Annotated in this window: 15 protein-coding genes and 1 riboswitch; of the genes, 10 read left to right on the top strand and 5 right to left on the bottom strand. The window is 69.3% G+C overall.

The window, feature by feature from the left end; translation table 11 throughout:
* The coding region (locus AC1DFC_RS28235; protein ID WP_478180447.1) for a cation:dicarboxylate symporter family transporter at positions 1 to 282 on the top strand (282 nt) is incomplete at its 5' end.
* A gap of 173 nt (positions 283 to 455) precedes the next feature.
* Complete coding sequence (locus tag AC1DFC_RS28230) at positions 456 to 2,162, top strand: cation:proton antiporter domain-containing protein (protein WP_007839103.1); 1,707 nt, start codon at positions 456 to 458, stop codon at positions 2,160 to 2,162.
* 11 nt (positions 2,163 to 2,173) lie between these two features.
* On the opposite strand, the gene AC1DFC_RS28225 is transcribed toward AC1DFC_RS28230, so the two are convergent.
* Positions 2,174 to 2,578, bottom strand: coding sequence for a hypothetical protein (locus AC1DFC_RS28225; protein ID WP_007839104.1), 405 nt, complete (start codon positions 2,576 to 2,578; stop codon positions 2,174 to 2,176).
* A 154-nt stretch (positions 2,579 to 2,732) separates the two neighbouring features.
* On the opposite strand from AC1DFC_RS28225, the gene AC1DFC_RS28220 reads away from it, so the two are divergent.
* The 8 genes from AC1DFC_RS28220 (at position 2,733) to AC1DFC_RS28185 (ending at position 14,664) form a co-directional block, all read left to right on the top strand.
* Positions 2,733 to 2,954 (top strand): hypothetical protein, encoded by a 222-nt coding sequence (locus tag AC1DFC_RS28220; RefSeq protein WP_007839105.1) that lies wholly within the window; start codon positions 2,733 to 2,735, stop codon positions 2,952 to 2,954.
* 87 nt (positions 2,955 to 3,041) lie between these two features.
* Positions 3,042 to 3,320: riboswitch (cobalamin riboswitch) on the top strand.
* Between the two features lie 129 nt (positions 3,321 to 3,449).
* A complete protein-coding gene (locus AC1DFC_RS28215; RefSeq protein WP_478180446.1) occupies positions 3,450 to 5,636 on the top strand; it encodes a TonB-dependent receptor in 2,187 nt (728 codons plus the stop codon).
* Positions 5,637 to 5,647: 11 nt separating this feature from the next.
* Complete coding sequence (locus AC1DFC_RS28210; protein WP_478180445.1) at positions 5,648 to 7,171, top strand: PepSY domain-containing protein; 1,524 nt, start codon at positions 5,648 to 5,650, stop codon at positions 7,169 to 7,171.
* A gap of 73 nt (positions 7,172 to 7,244) precedes the next feature.
* Positions 7,245 to 7,922, top strand: coding sequence for an energy-coupling factor ABC transporter permease (locus AC1DFC_RS28205; protein ID WP_413335355.1), 678 nt, complete (start codon positions 7,245 to 7,247; stop codon positions 7,920 to 7,922).
* Positions 7,923 to 8,057: 135 nt separating this feature from the next.
* The gene (gene cobW, locus AC1DFC_RS28200) at positions 8,058 to 9,125 is read left to right on the top strand and encodes a cobalamin biosynthesis protein CobW (RefSeq protein WP_413335353.1); all 1,068 of its coding nucleotides are present in this window, start codon (positions 8,058 to 8,060) and stop codon (positions 9,123 to 9,125) included.
* Positions 9,126 to 9,137: 12 nt separating this feature from the next.
* Entirely contained in the window at positions 9,138 to 12,959 is a 3,822-nt protein-coding gene (gene cobN / locus AC1DFC_RS28195) for a cobaltochelatase subunit CobN (protein ID WP_478180444.1), read from the top strand.
* Positions 12,956 to 14,011 (top strand): magnesium chelatase ATPase subunit I, encoded by a 1,056-nt coding sequence (locus AC1DFC_RS28190; RefSeq protein WP_478180443.1) that lies wholly within the window; start codon positions 12,956 to 12,958, stop codon positions 14,009 to 14,011. The genes cobN and AC1DFC_RS28190 overlap by 4 nt, the downstream gene beginning before the upstream one ends.
* 53 nt (positions 14,012 to 14,064) lie before the next feature.
* Positions 14,065 to 14,664 (top strand): vWA domain-containing protein, encoded by a 600-nt coding sequence (locus AC1DFC_RS28185; RefSeq protein WP_007839122.1) that lies wholly within the window; start codon positions 14,065 to 14,067, stop codon positions 14,662 to 14,664.
* On the opposite strand, the gene AC1DFC_RS28180 is transcribed toward AC1DFC_RS28185, so the two are convergent.
* Genes AC1DFC_RS28180 through AC1DFC_RS28165 form a run of 4 tightly spaced genes read right to left on the bottom strand, consistent with a single transcriptional unit; the run spans position 14,634 to position 18,051 of the window.
* Positions 14,634 to 15,146, bottom strand: coding sequence for an SET domain-containing protein (locus AC1DFC_RS28180; protein ID WP_007839124.1), 513 nt, complete (start codon positions 15,144 to 15,146; stop codon positions 14,634 to 14,636). The two genes, AC1DFC_RS28185 and AC1DFC_RS28180, sit on opposite strands and share 31 nt — an antisense overlap.
* 25 nt (positions 15,147 to 15,171) lie before the next feature.
* Entirely contained in the window at positions 15,172 to 16,107 is a 936-nt protein-coding gene (locus AC1DFC_RS28175; protein WP_478180442.1) for an ABC transporter substrate-binding protein, read from the bottom strand.
* Between the two features lie 22 nt (positions 16,108 to 16,129).
* Positions 16,130 to 16,981, bottom strand: coding sequence for a PA4780 family RIO1-like protein kinase (locus AC1DFC_RS28170; RefSeq protein WP_007839126.1), 852 nt, complete (start codon positions 16,979 to 16,981; stop codon positions 16,130 to 16,132).
* On the bottom strand, positions 16,978 to 18,051 hold the full coding sequence (locus AC1DFC_RS28165; protein WP_007839127.1) for a GNAT family N-acetyltransferase: 1,074 nt from the start codon (positions 18,049 to 18,051) through the stop codon (positions 16,978 to 16,980). The genes AC1DFC_RS28170 and AC1DFC_RS28165 overlap by 4 nt, the downstream gene beginning before the upstream one ends.
* Positions 18,052 to 18,313: the final 262 nt, after the last annotated feature.

Below are 18,313 nucleotides of genomic sequence, written 5' to 3'. Positions count from 1 at the left end.
GTCACGGGCAGCGGCTTCATCGTGCTGGCGGCCACGCTGTCGGCCGTGGGGCACGTGCCGGTGGCGGGCCTTGCGCTGATCCTGGGCATCGACCGCTTCATGTCGGAAGCCCGCGCGCTGACCAACCTGATCGGCAACGGCGTCGCCACCATCGTGGTGGCCAAGTGGACCCATGAGCTCGACGAGACACGGCTGCAGGCTGGACTCAACAACGAGAGCTGGGTCGAGGCGCAGGAACCCGAGGCGCTCGACGCGGCGCGCAGCAGCAAGATGGCTGGTTGAGGCTGAACTTTTTGCATATGTGATTCGGGGGTGCTCACGCCGACGGGGGACATTCGCGCAGGGGAGCACCCGGTGGCCTGTGCACGCCCCCCCGAAGAAGAGTCCGAAAAAGAGCCCCTCAAAGAAGGCCGTGTGAAATAAAAGGCCAGACATCGTTCCTGCAGAATGCAGCGATGCCCCACAGCGTCTCCCTCATCAACACGATAGCCGCCGGCCTGGGGCTGGCGCTCGTGCTCGGGTTCCTGGCAGCCAGGCTGCGGCTGCCGGCGCTGGTCGGCTACCTGCTGGCCGGCGTGATCATCGGCCCGTTCACACCGGGCTTCGTGGCCGACGCAGGCATTGCCGCGCAGCTTGCCGAAATCGGCGTGATGCTGCTGATGTTCGGCGTCGGCCTTCATTTTTCCCTCGACGACCTGCTGGCCGTGCGCAAGATCGCGCTGCCCGGTGCGCTCGCGCAGATCGCCGTGGCCACGTTGCTCGGCGGCGGGCTCGCCCTGTGGTGGGGCTGGAGCCCCGGCGCGGCGCTGGTGTTCGGGCTGGCATTGTCGGTGGCCAGCACCGTCGTGCTGCTGCGCGCACTCGAAAGCCTGGGCATCCTCGATTCCTTCACCGGCCGCATCGCCGTCGGCTGGCTCGTGGTCGAAGACCTGGCCATGGTGCTGGTGCTCGTGCTGCTGCCGCCGCTGGCGGGCGCGCTGGGCGGCCAGAGCGCGCAGGCCGGGCCGGGCGATCCGCTGTGGCAGACGCTGGGCCTCACGCTGCTGCAGGTCGGCGGTTTCGTCGCGCTGATGCTGGTGGTCGGGCGGCGCGTGTTCCCGTGGATCCTCTGGCAGGTCGCGCGCACCGGCTCGCGCGAACTGTTCACGCTGTGCGTGGTGGCCGCCGCCGTGAGCATCGCCTTCGCCTCGGCGGCGCTGTTCGGCGTGTCCTTCGCGCTGGGTGCTTTCTTTGCCGGCATGGTGATGCGCGAGTCGCAGTTCGCCCATCGCGCTGCGCAGGAGTCGTTGCCGCTGCGCGATGCCTTCGCAGTGCTGTTCTTCGTGTCGGTCGGCATGCTGTTCGATCCCTCGGTGCTGATCGAGCGGCCGCTGCAGGTGTTGGCGGTGGTGCTGGTCATCGTGCTGGGCAAGTCGCTCGCGGCTTGCGCGCTGGTGCTGGTGTTCCGATACCCGCTGGGCACCGCGCTCACGGTGAGCGCCAGCCTCGCGCAGATCGGCGAGTTCTCGTTCATCCTGGCCGGGCTGGGCGTATCGCTGGGCCTGCTGCCGGTGGAAGGGCAGAGCCTGGTGCTGGCGGGCGCGCTGATCTCCATTGCCACCAACCCGCTGTGGTTCAGCCTGATCGTGCCGATGCAGAAGTGGCTGCACGCCCATTCCTCCTTCGCGCGCGGACTCGAATCGCGCGATGACCCGCTGGCCGAACTGCCCATGACCACCGAGGCGAAATACCTCTCGCGGCAGGTGGTGCTCGTGGGCTACGGCCGCGTGGGGCGCCGCATCGCGGCCGAACTCGACGCGCACGACATCCCGTATGTGGTGGCCGAGCAGAACCGCGAACTGGTCGAGAGGCTGCGCGAGGCCGGTACGCCGGCCGTGTGGGGCGACGCGGCCGATCCGGCCGTGCTGATCCAGGCGCACATTGCGCGTGCCCGCGTGCTGGTGGTGGCCACGCCCGACGCCATGAACGTGCGCCAGATGATGGAGACGGCCCGCACGCTCAACCCCACCATCCAGACCGTGATCCGCAGCCACAACGAGCAGGAGGCCCGGCTGCTCACGCAGGAGACTTCCGCCACCGTGTTCCTGGGCGAACAGGAACTGGCCCAGGCCATGGCGCGCGACGTGGTCCAGCGGGCCGTGTCGATGGCCGTGCCTGCTTGACGCCCGTGCCGTCAGAGGTCTTCGATGACCAGCGTGCGGTATCGCTGGGCGATGGAATAGGGCACCGTGCGCACCAGTTCCATCAGGCGTTCGGCCGTCGCGCTGTCGCGGGTCCTGACCAGCAGGCCGGTGTGGCCTTCGTTCGCCAGCTTGGTAAAGGCGCGTACGGTCGCGGCATCGGTGCCGGCGGACGGCAACGGATCGTCGGAGCTTTTCACGGTCGGGGTGATCTCGGCCAGCACCGTTTGCGCGGGAAGCAGGTAGACCTCGTCCCCACTCATGCCTTTTTCGATCAGGCGGTGACCGATGCGGTTGGCATCTTCTGCGCTCGGAAACATCACCATCGAGTAGCCGGTCGGGTAAAAGGCGCCGCCGATGCTCGACCGCATGTTCGGTTCAAGAGTGAAATGCTTCATGATGCCTCCTGGCTCTTTTGAGGTTCTTCGAAGATCCCTGACTACAACATTAGGCCGCGCGCGGGTCGGGCTCTGTAGGAGAACCCCGAAAGCACTGTCAACCGCATGCGTTCCCCGCCCATTCAGGACAGACCATCCCGTCACGCCCATTTCCATGTCCTTATCAAGAAACGTCGCACTCACCGTCCATGAACTGGAAGCGGGCGAGTTCTATTGGGTGCTGATGGAGGCGGTCGACGACACGCCGGGCGAAACCTCCCACGTCTACATGCCGCTGGAGGCCGCCCAGGATCCCTACGCCACCTACTCGAATGCGCTGGTGGCGGGCGTGGCCGTGCTGCGGCGGCTGTTCGGACCCGACGGGAAGCCCGCCTGAAGTTCTGGCGCAATGCGGCTTGCCGCAGGCCGTTCCCTATAATCCCGCCCGCCCTGGTGTGTCAGTTCTTATTAACTGACTTGCGCCAGGCAACACGGTTCGAAGGTGCCCCGCACGCCATGTGATGGCCACGGGGTTAAACGGGAAGCAGGTGCGCCGCGTCGATCTTGACGCGTCAATTCCTGCGCTGCCCCCGCAACGGTCGGCGGATCTGGAAACCCTCACGCCCATGCCTGCTTCCACGCAGGCATGGGCAGCCACTGCGCATCGGCGTGGGAAGGCGAGGGTTTCGGCCGCGGTGTGCAATCCCACAGCACACCGCGGCGCTCCGCGAGCCCGGATACCGGCCTTCGCAACCGCCTTCGGACGCTGCGGGAGTGCGTGTCCGGGCCTGCCGCCTCGCGCTCGCGCGGACCGCCGCAGTCCCTTCGCCTCTTCCGTTGCTTCCTCTATCGGTCGGGAGCCTGCGGGGACGCAGGTCGCAGGAGAGATCAAATGGGTCAGCAAGCATCGCCGGCGCGCGATTGCATGGGTACGCCGCTGCGTTGGGCGCGCCTTTCGGGTTTCTCATTGGGCTTGGGGCTGGCCTTCGGGCCTTCCGCCGGCTTCGCGCAATCGCCGGATGAAGCGGCCGGCAGCGGCCATGGTTTGAGGCCGGTGCAGGTCGAGGCCGAGCGGCACACGCCGCTGGTCATCGACGAACCCTCGTACACCGGCAGCCGCCTCGGCCTCACGCCGCTGGAAACGCCGGCCAGCATCGAGGTGCTGACGGGCGACACCATCCGCGCGCGCGGCGACGTCTCGGTGATCGACGCCGCTACCCGCGCCACCGGCATCACCGGCTCGCCCGGCCCCGGCAACGGCGGCACCGCCATGGCCGCGCGCGGCTTCTCGGGCCACGGCTCGGTGATGCAGCTGTTCGACGGCACGCGCCTGTATGCGGGCGCGGGCACCGTCACCTTTCCGTTCGACACCTGGTCGGTCGATCGCATCGAGGTGCTGCGCGGCGCGGCCTCGGTGATGTACGGCGAGGGCGCCATCGGCGGCGCGATCAACGTGGTGCCCAGGAAGCCCACGCGCGGCCCGATCCGCAACGAGGCGCTCGTTACGCTCGGCTCCGACGCCACCCGCCAGGTGGCCTTCGGCAGCGGCGGGGCGATCGACGACAGGCTCTCGTACCGCTTCGACATCAGCCACCGCGCCACCGACGGTTTCATGCAGCGCGGGGAGGCCGAGAGCCTCGCCGTGGGCGCGACCGTGCGGCTCGACGTGTCGCGGCAGCTGCAGTTCACGCTGTCGCACGACGAAGGCAGCCAGTCGCCGCAGCGCTACTACGGCGTGCCGCTGATCGACGGCCGCCTGGGCAGCCAGACGCTGCGCCAGAACTACAACGTGGACGACGCCGAGATCAAGTACCGCGACAAGTGGACCCGGCTCGACGCGCAGTGGACGCCCAACGATGCCGTCACCGTGCGCAACCAGCTCTACCGGCTGGAGAGCAAGCGCCACTGGCGCAACAGCGAAACCTACACCTACAACGCCGCCACGCGGCGCGTGACGCGCGGCGACTACCTGGAGATCGGCCATGACCAGGAGCAGATCGGCAACCGCACCGACGCCACCTTCAGGCATGGTCTGTTCGGCCTGGCCAACCAGGTGCTGGTGGGCTTCGATGCGAACCGCATCGACTTCACGCACACCAACGACTCGCCCTATGGCGGCCGCTCGGTGGTCGACCCCTTCGTCTTCAACCCCGGCTACTACGCTTCGCCCGTGGCCTACACGCCGCGCTACAAGACCAGGACCAGCACCTACGCCTTCTTCGCCGAGGACAAGCTGGCCTTCAACCAGCAGTGGTCGGTGGTGGGCAGCCTGCGCTGGGATCACGCGAAGATCGCGCGCACCGACCTGTTGAACGCCGCCAACAGCTTCGGCAAGACCTTCGAGTACGCCACCGGCCGACTCGGCGTGGTCTATGCGCCCGATGTGTCGCAGTCTTTCTATGCACATGTGGCGCGCGCGGCCGATCCGCTGGGCTCGCTGGTCACGACCTCGACTTCGCAGGCGGCCTTCGACCTCAGCACCGGCAAGCAGGTCGAGGTCGGCTACAAGCGCCAGCTGGCCGACAACCGCGGTGCCTGGACGGTGGCGGCCTATCGCATCGAGAAGAACAAGCTGCTCTCGCGCGACGCGACCGACCCGACCATCACCCAGCAGATCGGCAAGCAGTCGTCCGAAGGCGTCGAGGCCACGCTCGACCTGGCATTGACATCCACGCTGAGGCTCGAAGCCAACGTCGCCAAGCTGCGTGCGCGCTACGACGACTTCAATGAGCTGGTCGGCCAGTCGCTGGTCTCGCGCACGGGCAACACGCCCACAGGCGTGCCCGAGGAGGCAGCCAACCTGTGGCTCAACTGGCGCTTCATGCCGCAGTGGGAGGCTGAGTTCGGCGTGCGCTACGTCGGCCCGCGCCAGGCCGACACGGCCAACTCGCGCAAGATCGGTTCCTACACGGTGGCCGACGCAGGCGTGAGCTGGCAGGCGAACCCGTCGCTCAAGCTCGCGCTGCGCGCCTACAACCTGGCGGACCGGCGCTATCCGGTGTCGTTCTCGAACGGCGGCAACCAGTGGCTGCTGGGGCGGCCGCGCTCGTTCGAGCTGTCGGCGCTGGTCAACTTCTGAGCAGTGCCCTCATGACCTCTGCATGGCGCCGCGCCTGGCCGCGAATTCGGCACTGGCTCTACTGGACGCATCGATGGCTGGGCATCGGCGGTTGCCTGCTGTTCGCCATGTGGTTCGTCTCGGGCGTGGTGATGATGTACGTGGGGTATCCCAACCTCACGGACGAAGAGCGGCTGGCGGGGCTCGCGCCGCTGCGCTTCGGGCAGGCGGCGGTGTCGCCCGCTGCCGCGCTCGATCGACTACCCCAGCCGCCGCGGCGCATGGTGCTGGAGATGCAGGGCGGCGACAGCCCCGAACCGGTGTGGCGCATCGTCGATGCGCGCGGCGGCCGGCACACCGTCTCGGCGCGCGACGGCCATGTGCCCGGCCCGGTCGATGCCGCGCAGGCCCAGGCCATCGCGCGAGCCTTCTCGGGCCGTGCCGGTGCGCACTGGGCCGAGACGCTGGAGCGCGACCAGTGGACCGTGCCGCAAGGCCTGGACCCGCTGCGCCCGCTGCACCGCATCGAGGTCGGCGACGCGGCCGGCACCGAGCTGTATGTGTCCTCGCGCAACGGCGAGGTGGTGCGCGACACCACGCGCTCGGAACGCTTGTGGAACTGGCTTGGCTGCGTGCCGCACTGGATCTACTTCACGCCGCTGCGCGCCGATCCGCCGCTGTGGCACGACGTGGTGGTGTGGCTGTCGGGGGCGTGCATCGTCTCGGCCGTGACGGGCATCGTCATCGGCATCCTGCGGGTGCGCTTGCGGCGGCGATTCCGCAACGGCGCGGTCACGCCGTACACCGGCTGGATGGCGTGGCACCACATTGCGGGGCTGATCGGTGGTTTCTTCGTGCTGACGTGGATCGTCAGCGGCTGGCTGTCGATGAACCCCAATGGCTGGTTCCAGCGCGGACCGGTCGATGCGGCGGTGATGGCGCGCTACACGGGCGCCGGCACATCGCCGTTCCCATGGCCGCCGGCTTCGCTGCCGACCGGCGAGGGCGCTGCCGCACCGCGCGAAGCCGTGCTGTTGTGGTTCGACGGCAAGCCGCTGCTGCAGCTGCGCGATGCGCAGGCCCACGTTCGCGTGATCGACGCTGCCACTGGCGCGATTGCATCGAGAAGCCGCGAAGACATCCTGCGCGCCGCCCCACGCCTGCGGCCCGGATCGGCCGTCACGCAGGCCACGCTCCAGACCCGCGAAGACTTCCATTGGTACGGCCACCACCGCGAGCGCATCGTGCCCGTATGGCGGCTTCAGTTCGACGACTCGGCGCGCAGCTGGATCTACATCGACCCCGCGAGCGGGCAGGTCGTCGGCAGCAACGACAGCAATTCGCGCCTGCGCCGCTGGCTCTTCAACGCGGCGCACAGCCTCGACTTTCCCTGGCTCATCCAGTACCGGCCGGCCTGGGACATCGTGATGTGGCTGCTGTCGATCATCGGCGCCGTGGCCTCGGCCAGCGGCGTGGTGATCGGCTGGCGGCGATTGCTGCGCAAGCCTCGGTCGTCGGCCGTGCCGGGAGCGCAGCGCGTGCTTCGGCGTTCATGACAGGGGCTTGCGCGAGCCGGCCCATCCACCAACAATCAACTTTCGCACTGCGGTGCATTTCAGGAGGTGCTCGATGCACATCGAACCAGGTCTCGTCGACGGATCCAAGATTTTCCTCAGCTACGCGACGGCGGCAGCCGCTCTCGCCTACACCGGCAAGGTCGCGTTCCAGATGCTCATGAAGGACGGGCCCGCCGCGCTGGTGCTGCGTTCCGTCATCGCGGTGGCGCTGGTGTTCTGCTTCTTCGAGGTGTTCCCGCACCATCCGGTGGGCGTGTCCGAGGTGCACCTGATCCTGGGCACCACGCTGCTGTTGGTGTTCGGGCTGGCGCCCGCGGCCATCGGGCTGGCGGGCGGGCTGCTCGTGCAGGGCCTGTTCTTCGAGCCGCAGGATCTGCCGCAGTACGGCATGAACGTCACCACGCTGCTGGTGCCGCTGTTCGCCACTTCCGCGCTGGCCCGCCGGATCATTCCCGAAAAGCTGGCCTACGTGGACATCGGCTACCAGCAGGCCTTCAAGCTCTCGGTGGCCTACCAGGGCGGCATCGTGGTCTGGGTCGGCTTCTGGGCGCTGTACGGACGCGGCACCGGCATCGAGAACCTGGGCCAGATCGCCAGCTTCGGCGCGGCCTACATGACCGTGGTGCTTGTCGAGCCGCTGGTCGACCTGGGCGTGCTGGCTGCGGCCAAGGCCTGGCGCCGGCTGCAGGGCACCGCCTTCGTCGAGCGTCGCCTATACGGCGGCGTCTGATCCGCGTTTTCTCGCACGCGCTTCCTCTTCCCCGAGGGCGCCGCGGCCCACTTCGACGGTGCGCCGCCGGGCGCCCGTCTGCCGCTCATCCATCGCGCCGCCGTCATCGCCGGCGGCGTCTGAAAGATCCTTTCCATGACACAAGCAAACAACGCCAAGATCCCCGTCACCATCGTCACCGGCTTCCTCGGCAGCGGCAAGACCACGCTGCTGCGCCATATCCTCGGCAACGCGGAAGGCCGCCGCATCGCGGTGATCGTCAACGAGTTCGGCGAGCTCGGCATCGACGGCGAGATTCTTCGCGGCTGCGGCATCGGCTGCGACGAGGAAGGCAACGAGCGTGCGGGCGCGCTCTACGAACTGGCCAACGGCTGCGTCTGCTGCACCGTGCAGGAAGAGTTCCTGCCCGTGATGCAGCAGCTGGCCGAGCGCCGCGGCGAGCTCGACGCGGTGCTCATCGAGACCTCCGGCCTCGCGCTGCCCAAGCCGCTGGTGCAGGCCTTCCAGTGGCCCGACATCGCCAATATCTTCACTGTGGATTCGGTGGTCACGGTGGTCGACGGCCCGGCCGCCGCCGCGGGCCAGTTCGCCGAGAACCCGCAGGCCGTGGACGAAGCGCGCCGCGCCGACCCCAACCTCGACCACGAATCGCCGCTGCATGAGCTGTTCGAAGACCAGCTTTCGGCCGCCGACCTCGTGGTGCTCAACAAGACCGACCTGATGGACGACGCCGCGCGGGCCAAGGTCGAGGCGCTGGTGCGCGAGGAGTTGCCGCCCGAAGTGAAGATCGTCGCCGCCACCGAGGGCAGGCTGCCGCTCGCGTTGCTGCTGGGCCAGGGCCGTGAGGCCGAAGCCACCATCCACCTGCGCGAGAGCCACCACGACCATGAGGAAGACCATGATCACGACGAGTTCGACTCGCTCGTGATCGAGCTGCCGCCCGTGGACCGCGACAGCCTGCTGGCTGTGCTGGGCCAACTGGTCGAGCAGCACACCATCTACCGCGTGAAGGGCTTCGTCGCCATTCCGGGCAAGCCGATGCGCCTGCTGGTGCAGGGCGTGGGCCGCCGCTTCGACCACCACTTCGATCGCCGCTGGCGCGATGGCGAGGCGCAGCGCACGCGCCTCGTGTTCATCGGCGAAGACCTTGACGAAGCGATGCTGCGCAAGACGCTGGAAGAGGTGAGCGCAGTCGCCGCCTGACCACCTGAACCGATGCACCTGCTGAGCACCCAGCCCGGACGCTTCGTCGAGGACGACAGCGTCGTCACCCGCCTCGACCAGACGCCGGGCGACATCGTGGTGCTCAGCTCGGCCGACACCACGCTCGCGCTGCTCGCGGCCGCGCGCACTGCGCTGGCGGTCACCGACCCGGGCTACCCGTCGCTGCGGCTGGCCAACCTGATGCACCTGCGCCAGCCGGCCTCGCTAGACCTGTACATCGACGAGGTGCTGCAGCACGCGCGCGTGGTGGTGGTCGACCACCTGGGCGCGGAATCGGCCTGGGCCTACGGACTCCAGCAGATCGAGAAGCTGGCCAAACGCGAAGGCCAGCAGCTCGCCATGTTCTCCGGCGACCTGCAGGAAGACGAAGACCTGCTCGCGCGCAGCACGGCGCCGCGCGCGGTGAGCCGCCAGCTGTGGCAGTACATGCGCAGCGGCGGAGCGGGCAATGCGATGCAGTTCCTGCGTGCGGTGGCTTTCCACGGCCTTGGCCATGGCGAAGCGCCGCTGCCGCCGCGCAGCTTGCCGCAGGTCGCGCTGCATGTGCCGCAGGGCATGGGCGCGGCGCATGCCGTCGCCGGGATCGACGACCTGCGCGCCGGCTGGCATGCGGGTGCGCCGGTGGTGGCGCTGGTGTTCTATCGCTCGCATCTGCTGTCGGGCAACACGGCGGCCTTCGATGCGCTCGCAGCGGCGCTGAGCGCCCAGGGGCTCAACCCGCTGCCGGTGGCGCTCGATTCGCTGAAAGACCCGCTGTGCCTGTCCACGCTGCGTGCGCTGTGCATCGAGCACGACGTGCAGCTGGTGCTCAACACCACGGCCTTCGCGGCGCTGGGGCAGGGCGCGCAGGATGAATATGGCGAAGCCCTGGCCCTGGCCGGCGATGCGCCGGTGCTGCAGGTGATCGTGAGCGGCGGCAACCGCGAGGACTGGCTGGCCGACAGCCAGGGCCTGCGTCCGCGCGACATCGCCATGCAGATCGCGCTGCCCGAGATGGACGGCCGCATCGTCACGCGCGCCGTGAGCTTCAAGGGCTTGTCGCACCGCTGCGAACTCACGCAGACCGAGGTGGTCAGCTACCAGCCCGAGCCGGACCGCATCGCCTTCGTGGCCGAGCTGGCGCGCCGCTGGTGCCGGCTGCGCAGCCTGCGCGCCGACGAGAAGCGCATCGCGCTGATCCTCGCGAACTACCCGGGCAGCGAGGGCCGTATCGGCAGCGGTGTGGGGCTCGACACGCCGGCTTCGGTGATGGCGATCCTGCAGGCGATGGCGGCCGAGGGCTATGCGTTGGGCGAACCCGGCGCGATGCCCGCCGACGGCGATGCGCTGATGCGCAAGCTGCAGGAAGGCATTGCGAACGATCCCGCGCAGTGGGCTGCTCGGCCGGCGTGGCAGAGCTACGGGCTGGCCGACTACCGTGCGCGGCTCGCGTTGCTGCCTGGAGGTATGGCCGACGCCATCGACGCACGCTGGGGCCCGCCCGAGCAGGACCCGATGCTGCGGCGCGATCGCTTCATGATCGCTGGCCTGCGGCTGGGCCGCGTGTTCGTCGGCATCCAGCCCGCGCGCGCGCTGGGTACCTTGGACATGGCCGACTACGCGAGCTACCACGACGCCGAACTGGTGCCGCCGCACAGCTACCTCGCGTTCTATTTTTGGCTGCGCGATGCCTTCGCCATCGACGCGGTCGTGCACGTCGGCAAGCACGGCAACCTCGAATGGCTGCCGGGCAAGAGCATCGCGCTGTCACGGGCCTGCTGGCCCGACGCGATCCTCGGGCCGCTGCCCAACGTGTACCCCTTCATCGTCAACGACCCCGGCGAGGGTGCGCAGGCCAAGCGGCGAACGCAGGCGGTCATCGTCGACCACCTGATGCCGCCGCTCACGCGTGCCGAGAACCACGGGCCGATGCAGGACCTGGAGCGGCAGGTCGACGAGTACTACGACGCGCTGCTGGTCGATGCGCGCCGCGCGAAGGTGCTGCGCGCGCAGATCCTCGCGGCGGTGCGGGCGCAGCATCTGGTCGAAGAGCTGGGCGGCCTGCCGGGCGCGGAAGACGATGCGGTGTTGGCGCGCGTGGATGCCTACCTGTGCGAGCTGAAGGAAACGCAGATCCGCGACGGGCTGCATGTGTTCGGCGCGTCGCCGCGCGAGCGGCTGCGGCGCGACACGCTGCTGGCGCTGGCGCGCTATCCGGCTGCGGACGGTGCGGGCGCGAATGCCGGGCTGCTCGGCGCGTTGTCGCAAGACCTGTTGCCGGGCGAGGCGTTTGACCCGCTCGACATCGACGCGGCACAACCGTGGCTGGGCGCGCGTCCCGCGCTGCTGAAATCGGCGAGCACCGATGCGTGGCGGCATCAGGGTGATACGCGCGAGCGGCTGGAGCTGCTGGCGCAGCGCCTGCTGGAGGACAACACCTGTCCGTCCGACATGCCGCATACCGCTGCGGTGATGGGCCGCGTCGAACAAGACCTCGCCCCCGCGCTCGACGCCTGCGGTGCGCAGGAGCTGCTGCAACTTTCGCGCGCCCTGCAAGGCCGCTTCGTTCCGCCGGGGCCGAGCGGCTCGCCATCGCGCGGCCGGCCCGATGTGCTGCCCACCGGGCGCAATTTCTACGCGGTCGACACCCGTGCCATTCCCACGCCCACAGCCTGGATGCTCGGCCTCAAGTCCGCCGCACAGCTGGTCGAGCGGCACCTGCAGGAGCATGGCGACTACCCGGTGGCGCTGGGCCTCTCGGTCTGGGGCACGGCCACCATGCGCACCGGCGGCGACGATCTGGCGCAGGCCTTCGCCCTCATCGGCGTGCGGCCGAAGTGGGCGCCGGGCAGCCAGCGCGTGGTCGATTTCGAGGTGCTGCCCACGGTCGGCCTCGGCCGTCCGCGCATCGACGTGACGCTGCGCATCTCGGGCTTCTTCCGCGACGCTTTTCCCAATGCCGTGCAGATGTTCGACGCGGCCGTGCAGGCCGTCGCCGCGCAGGAAGACGAAGACGCCGAGCGCAACCCCATCCGCGCGCGCATCCTCAGCGAGGCCGCCGCGCTCGAAGCGCAGGGCGTGGCGCCCGAGGCCGCCCGCACGCAGGCGGGCTGGCGCGTGTTCGGCTCCGCGCCCGGCAGCTACGGCTCCGGCCTGCAACGGCTGTTCGATCATGGCGACTGGCAGACCGACGACGATTTGTCGAACGCCTACGTCGGCGGCAGCGCCCACGCCTACGGCCAGGGCAGCGACGGCGTGCCCGCCACCGGCGCGCTGGTGCGCCGCCTGCGCGCGATGAACGTCGTGCTGCAGAACCAGGACAGCCGCGAGCACGACCTGCTCGACTCCAACGACTACTACCAGTTCCAGGGCGGCATGGCCGCCGCCGTGCGCCACCTGAGCGGGCGGCAGCCGGCCATGTACCACGGCGACCACGGCAACCCGCAGGCGCCGCGCGTGCGCACGCTGAAGGAAGAAATCAGCCGCGTCATCCGCGCGCGCGTGGTCAACCCGAAGTGGATCGACGGAGTGAAGCGCCACGGCTACAAGGGCGCCTTCGAAATGGCCGCGACGGTGGACTACCTGTTCGGCTTCGACGCCACCGCGCGCGTGGTCGGCGACCACCAGTACGCGATGGTGGCGGACGCCTACGTGCTCGACGAAGCCACCCGCGACTTCGTGAACGCGCACAATCCGCGCGCGCTGCACGACATGCTCAGCCGCCTGCTCGAGGCCATGCAGCGCGGCCTGTGGCAATCGCCCGGCGACTACAAGGACCAATTGCAAAACCTGCTTCTCGGCCACGAGCAGCAGATGGAAGGACTTTCGCGATGACCACTGCCGCCCCGATGCCGGTGCCTTTTCCCTTTGCCGCGATCGCGGGCCAGCCGCAGCTGCGCCAGGCACTGCTGCTGGCCGCAGTCGATCCGGGCCTTGGCGGCGTGCTGATCGAAGGGCCGCGCGGCACCGCCAAGACCACCGCTGCGCGCGCGCTGGCAGAGCTGCTGCCGGGCGCGCCTTTTGTCACGCTGCCGCTGGGCGCGAGCCTTGAAAGCCTCGTGGGCACGCTCGACCTCGGGCAGGCGCTGGCCGGCCACGAACTGAAGTTCGCGCCCGGCCTGCTGGCGCGCGCGCACGGTGGCGTGCTGTACGTCGACGAGATCAACCTGCTGCCTGACGCGCTGATCGACTCGCTGCTCGACGCGGCGGCCAGCGGCGTCAACGTGGTGGAGCGCGACGGAATTTCCCACCGGCATGCCGCGCGCTTCGTGCTGGTCGGCACCATGAACCCGGAAGAGGGCACGCTGCGCCCGCAGCTGCTCGACCGCTTCGGCCTGTGCGTGCAGCTGCGCAACATCGAGGATGCCGCAGAGCGGCAGGCCATCGTGCGTGCGCGGCTGGCTTTCGATGCCGATCCGCAGGGCTTTCGCACGACGCATGCGAAGGCGCAAGCCGAACTGGCGGCCGCATTGGTCCGTGCGCACGCCCTCGTGGCCGATGCGACAGCGCTGCCGTATGGCGATGCGGTGCATGAGGCGGTCGGTGCGCTGTGCATCGCAGCCGGCGTCGATGGCTTGCGCGCCGATCTCGTGATGCTGCGCTCCGCTCGCGCGCTCGCGGCCTGGGACGGTGCGAGCGCCATTACCGCTGGCCACGTGCAGCGCGTAGCCGAAGCCGTGCTGCTGCACCGGCGCAAGCCCGAAGCCGAGGCTGCGCCATCGGCAGCCCCTCGCTCCGCAATGCCCGACGCGAATCCGAACGACGCCGCGAACAGTGCGGGCGATGAAGACTGGGGCGCCATGCCGCCCGAGCCCGTCGGCATCGAGCGCGTGAAGCCGCTGCGACCGCTGATCGCTCCTGCACAGGCCGCGTCAAAAAAAGCCTGAGCCTCCGGGACGCCGTACCCACTGGCGCACGCCAGGGTGACCGGAGGCAGGGCGTGCAGAGGGATGCATGGCATGGCCCCGCCTCGCAGGGCGCGGCCTTCGACTGGCCGCGCACTTTCGCGGCGCGCGGTGCCGGCCATCTGCGCCCGGAGCACCTGCGGCGCCGCCCGCAGCAGGCACGCAGCGGCGCGCTGCATTGTTTCCTGCTCGACTGCTCGGCCTCGATGCGCAGCGACGGCAACCTCGCGCGCGCCAAGGGCCTGCTGCTCGCGCTGATGCAGGAGGCCTACCAGCGCCGCGACCACGTCGCGCTGCTGTGCTTTGCCGGCGAGGTGGTCGAACTGCGCCTGCCGCCGCGCCGCGCCAGCGCCTGGAATGACGACTGGGTCGCGCCGATCGCAGCGGGCGGTGGCACGCCGCTGGCATTGGGCGTGCAGCGCGCGGGGCAACTGCTGGCGAAGAGCGAGTCGCGCCAACGCTGGCTGTGGCTGTTGACCGATGGCCGCAGCAGCGAAAACCCCGCGCGGCCCGAGGCCGCCGACATGGCCTGCGTGGTGGACTTCGAGACGGCGCGCGTGCCGCTGCACCGTGCGCGGCAGCTTGCCACGCATTGGGATGCGCGCTACGTCGTGGCCTCGAACCCGAACGCTTGAGCGTCTTGCCCGGCCGCTGTTTCGACCGGCGCCAGCATCGTTCCCCGGCAACTGGGCGAGCCGCAATGGCACGGGTACTTCGACGGCGGCGAGCCGTCGTCCGCGGTCAGCGAATAGTCGATGAATAGCTCGTCGCCTGCGTCCACGGCCATCAGCGTCTGGAACTTCAGCACCATTTCGCCGCCCTCGTCGTATTCCTCGACGGCCTCGCAATTCGGCTCGCATGAATGGTTCAGGTGGCGAGTGGCGTTGCCGCCCTTGGCGCCGTCGATGGTCTCGTGGTTCGACAGCGTGAACAGGTAGGTGAGCTGGTCGTCCCAGACCTTGGTGGCGATCTCGGCCTGGGTGTAGCGGCGGCCTTCGTAGAGGCCGAGGAAAGCTTCCGCCGGCAGGTCGCGCGTGGCGAAGGCGCCGAGGCCGTGCACGCCGCTGGGGCCTACCCGGACGAAAGGAGTGGAGGAGGTTTGCTTGCGATGCTTCATGGCGGAAGGGATGAGTCGTCGGGTGTCAGGGCTTCGGTGCGCCCAGCGAGGCCAGGCAGCCCACGATGGCGTCGGCCGCTTCGTCCAGCCGCGGACCGGGGCGCATCATCAGGTCGAAGCGCGCCGAGGCGAAGCTACACACGCGCCCGCGCTGGATGGCCGACATGGCCGACCAGCCGGGCCGCGAAGCCATGGCGGAGATTTCGCCGAGCGCCGACACCATCAGCACGTCCGGATTGGCGCGCACCACGAACTCGGGGCTCATCTTCGGGAACGGGCCGAGTGTGCCCGGCACAGCGTTGCCAAGCCCGAGGCGGGCCAGCGTCTCGCCGATGAAGGAGCTCTCGCTGGCCGCGGCCATGCCGCCGTGCACCTCGAAGTAAACGCGACGGCCTTGCCAGCCAGCCGGCACGCGGGCCCTGGCGGCGTCCAGCCCGGCGTCGAGCCTGCGCCAGAAGGCTTCGCCCGCTCCAGGCCGGCCGGTGGCGCGGGCCACGGTTTCCATCACGCGGCGCATGTCGGCGTGGGTCTTGGCGTCGAGCGCCAGCACCTTGATGCCAAGGCGCTCCAGCGGTTCGGCAGCGCGGCTGCGCGGACGCAGCAGCACAAGGTCGGGCTTGAGCGCGACGATGCGCTCGATGTTCGCGTCGTCGACGCCGCCGACCTGCGGCAAGCCCTTCACCGACACCGGCCAGTTGGCATGGCGGTCGATGCCCACCAGCCGGTCGCAGGCGTCGAGCGCGCAGACCGTTTCGGTCAGCGAGGGCATCAGCGACACGATGCGCCGCGCCGGCGCCTGCAGTTCGAGCGTGGTGCCGCGGTCGTCTTCGAGGCGGATGCCCGCCGCGTGCGCCACCGAACCGAAGCCCAGGGCCACGAAGGCCGCGGCCTTCGCGATCTGGCGGGCGGCGGAGGCAAACGGCGGGTGCGGAGCGGGGGGCGGTGGGGCGGTGGGGTTCATCGGGGCGGGCGTTGTCAGCCCGCTATTGTCGCGGTGCCTGCATGCGCAGGCGCCGCGCCGCTTCTTCCTCGCGTGCGTCGTCTACCTCGCGCATCACGTTGCGCAGGTCGACCGGGCCGGTCTCGCGCACGAACGTGCCGGTCAGTTCCGTCTCGGGGCGCAACAGGCCGCGTTCGTACAGCTGCCAGATCTCGTCGCCGTAGTGCGTGCGCAGCAGCGCGGGCGCGAACTGGCCGAAGAAGTTGCGCAGGTTCTCGACGTCGCGCAGCAGCATGCGCCGCGCGTGGTTGTTGCCGGCGGCGTCCACCGCCTGCGGCAGGTCGATGATCACCGGGCCGTCTTCGGCCAGCAGCACGTTGAACTCGGAGAGGTCGCCATGCACGATGCCGGCGCACAGCATGCGCATCACCTCTTTCAGCAGGCTGGCGTGGTGGCGCAGCGCGTCTTCGGGCGAGAAGACCACGTCGTTGAGGCGCGGGGCGGCGTCGCCGTGGGCGTCGGTCACCAGGTCCATCAGCAGCACGCCTTCGAGGAAGTTGTGCGGCGTGGGCACGCGCACGCCCGCGGCGGCCAGGCGGTAGAGCGCATCGACCTCGGCGCTCTGCCAGATGGCCTCGGTCACCTTGCGGCCGAAGCGCGTGCCCTTGGCCATGGCGCGTGCCTCGCGGGTGTTCTTGACGCGCCGGTTCTCGGTGTAGTCGACGGCCTGGCGGAAGCTGCGCTTGTCGGCTTCCTTGTAGATCTTGGCGCAGCGCGTCTCGTCGCCGCAGCGCACGACGTAGACCATGGCTTCCTTGCCGCTCATGAGCTGGCGCACCACGGTGTCGATCAGTCCCTCGTCGATCAATGCCTGCAGTCGCTGGGGTGCCTTCATGGCCGTGCCTCCAGGAAGGTCCGCAGGCTTTGCGTGTCGATCTGGTAGAGGCCGTCGTGCTTGTGCGCGGCAAAGCCGAGCCGGTGGTTGATGGTGAGCATGGGGGCATTGACTTCGGCGTTGTGGGTCACGGCCAGCGTGACCTCGGGGTGGCGCTCGCGCACGAGCTGCAGCATGGCGGCCTTCACGCCCTTTGCAAGGCCCTTGCCGCGCCACTGGCGCGCGACGGCCGTGAGCCGCTGTTGCAAGCGGTCGGGGAAGCGCTGGTTCCAGGAGGCGTCGCACACCGCGACCACCTCGTCCCCGTCGAGCAGGAGCACGAGAAAGTGCTCGCCCCCGCGGCGGTCCATGTCGGCATACCAGGGCGGGAAGTCCTCCAGGTCGTAGCGCAGCGGCGGCCGTTCGAGGTTGGTGGTGGGCGCGTCGTTCAGCAGCGCGGACAGCGGCGCCATCAGCGCAGCGAGCCGCTCGAAGGGCACGCGGCCCGCGTGCACCTCGGTGCGCAGGCCGTGGGCGGGCGCGAAGCCATCAGCGCGCCAGCGGGCGAGCATCTGCCAGTCGAGCCCGGCCAGGGGCATGCGGTTCTCGACGCTGCGGTGCTTTTCGACGGCGCCGATGGCCTGCAGGAAGGCGTGGCCGTCGGGCAAGTGGGTCTTGATGGTTGCGACGGACTTGCAGTGCATTTCCATCAACGCCAGCAACGCGCGAAGCAGCGTGCTCGCCACGCCGCGGCGCCGGTGCGGGCGCAGCACGCCGCCCCAGGCTTCGAGGAACGGTGCGAACGCCTCGTGCCCGGGCGTGCCTTCGCGGCGGAAGCTCGCGCTCAGGCTGCCGATGAATTCGCCGTGTGCGCCAACGGCGAGCACGCGATGAACGGCATACAGCGGGCCGGGCTGCAGCACGTTGTGCCGGGTGTCGGCATCGGGAGGAACAGGGTCGCCGGGAAAGTCTTCCGCGGCGCGCAGGCGCCAGTAGGCGAGGAAATGGCCCCAGTCGGTTTCGGAAGCGCGCTGGGGATCGAACACGGTGGTCACGGTATGCCGCGCAGGTGCGGCACGGTTTTCAAGCATGGTCGTTGGCCTTGATTCGATAAATGAACGGGGCGCTGCCGGCACGTGCGTGCCGGTAGCGGCGTTTGAATCGGGGCGGTTTGTGGTCGTCGCGGCGGGTGATGGCCGCGCGGGGCAGACCGGCTACGCGGTCGACGCGTGAACGATCAGTTCAGATGAGGCCCGGCAAACCGCACGTTGGTGGGGGCTTGAATTGCAGTGTCTTCCATCGCGCACCTCCGCTTTCTGTGTGGTTGTCGAAGCGACGAATGTAGCGGGCTTG

Source organism: Variovorax sp. 10L421 (genome assembly GCF_056395365.1).
The sequence above is the reverse complement of the archived record's forward strand: the minus strand, read 5'-3'. Positions and strand labels throughout refer to the sequence as shown.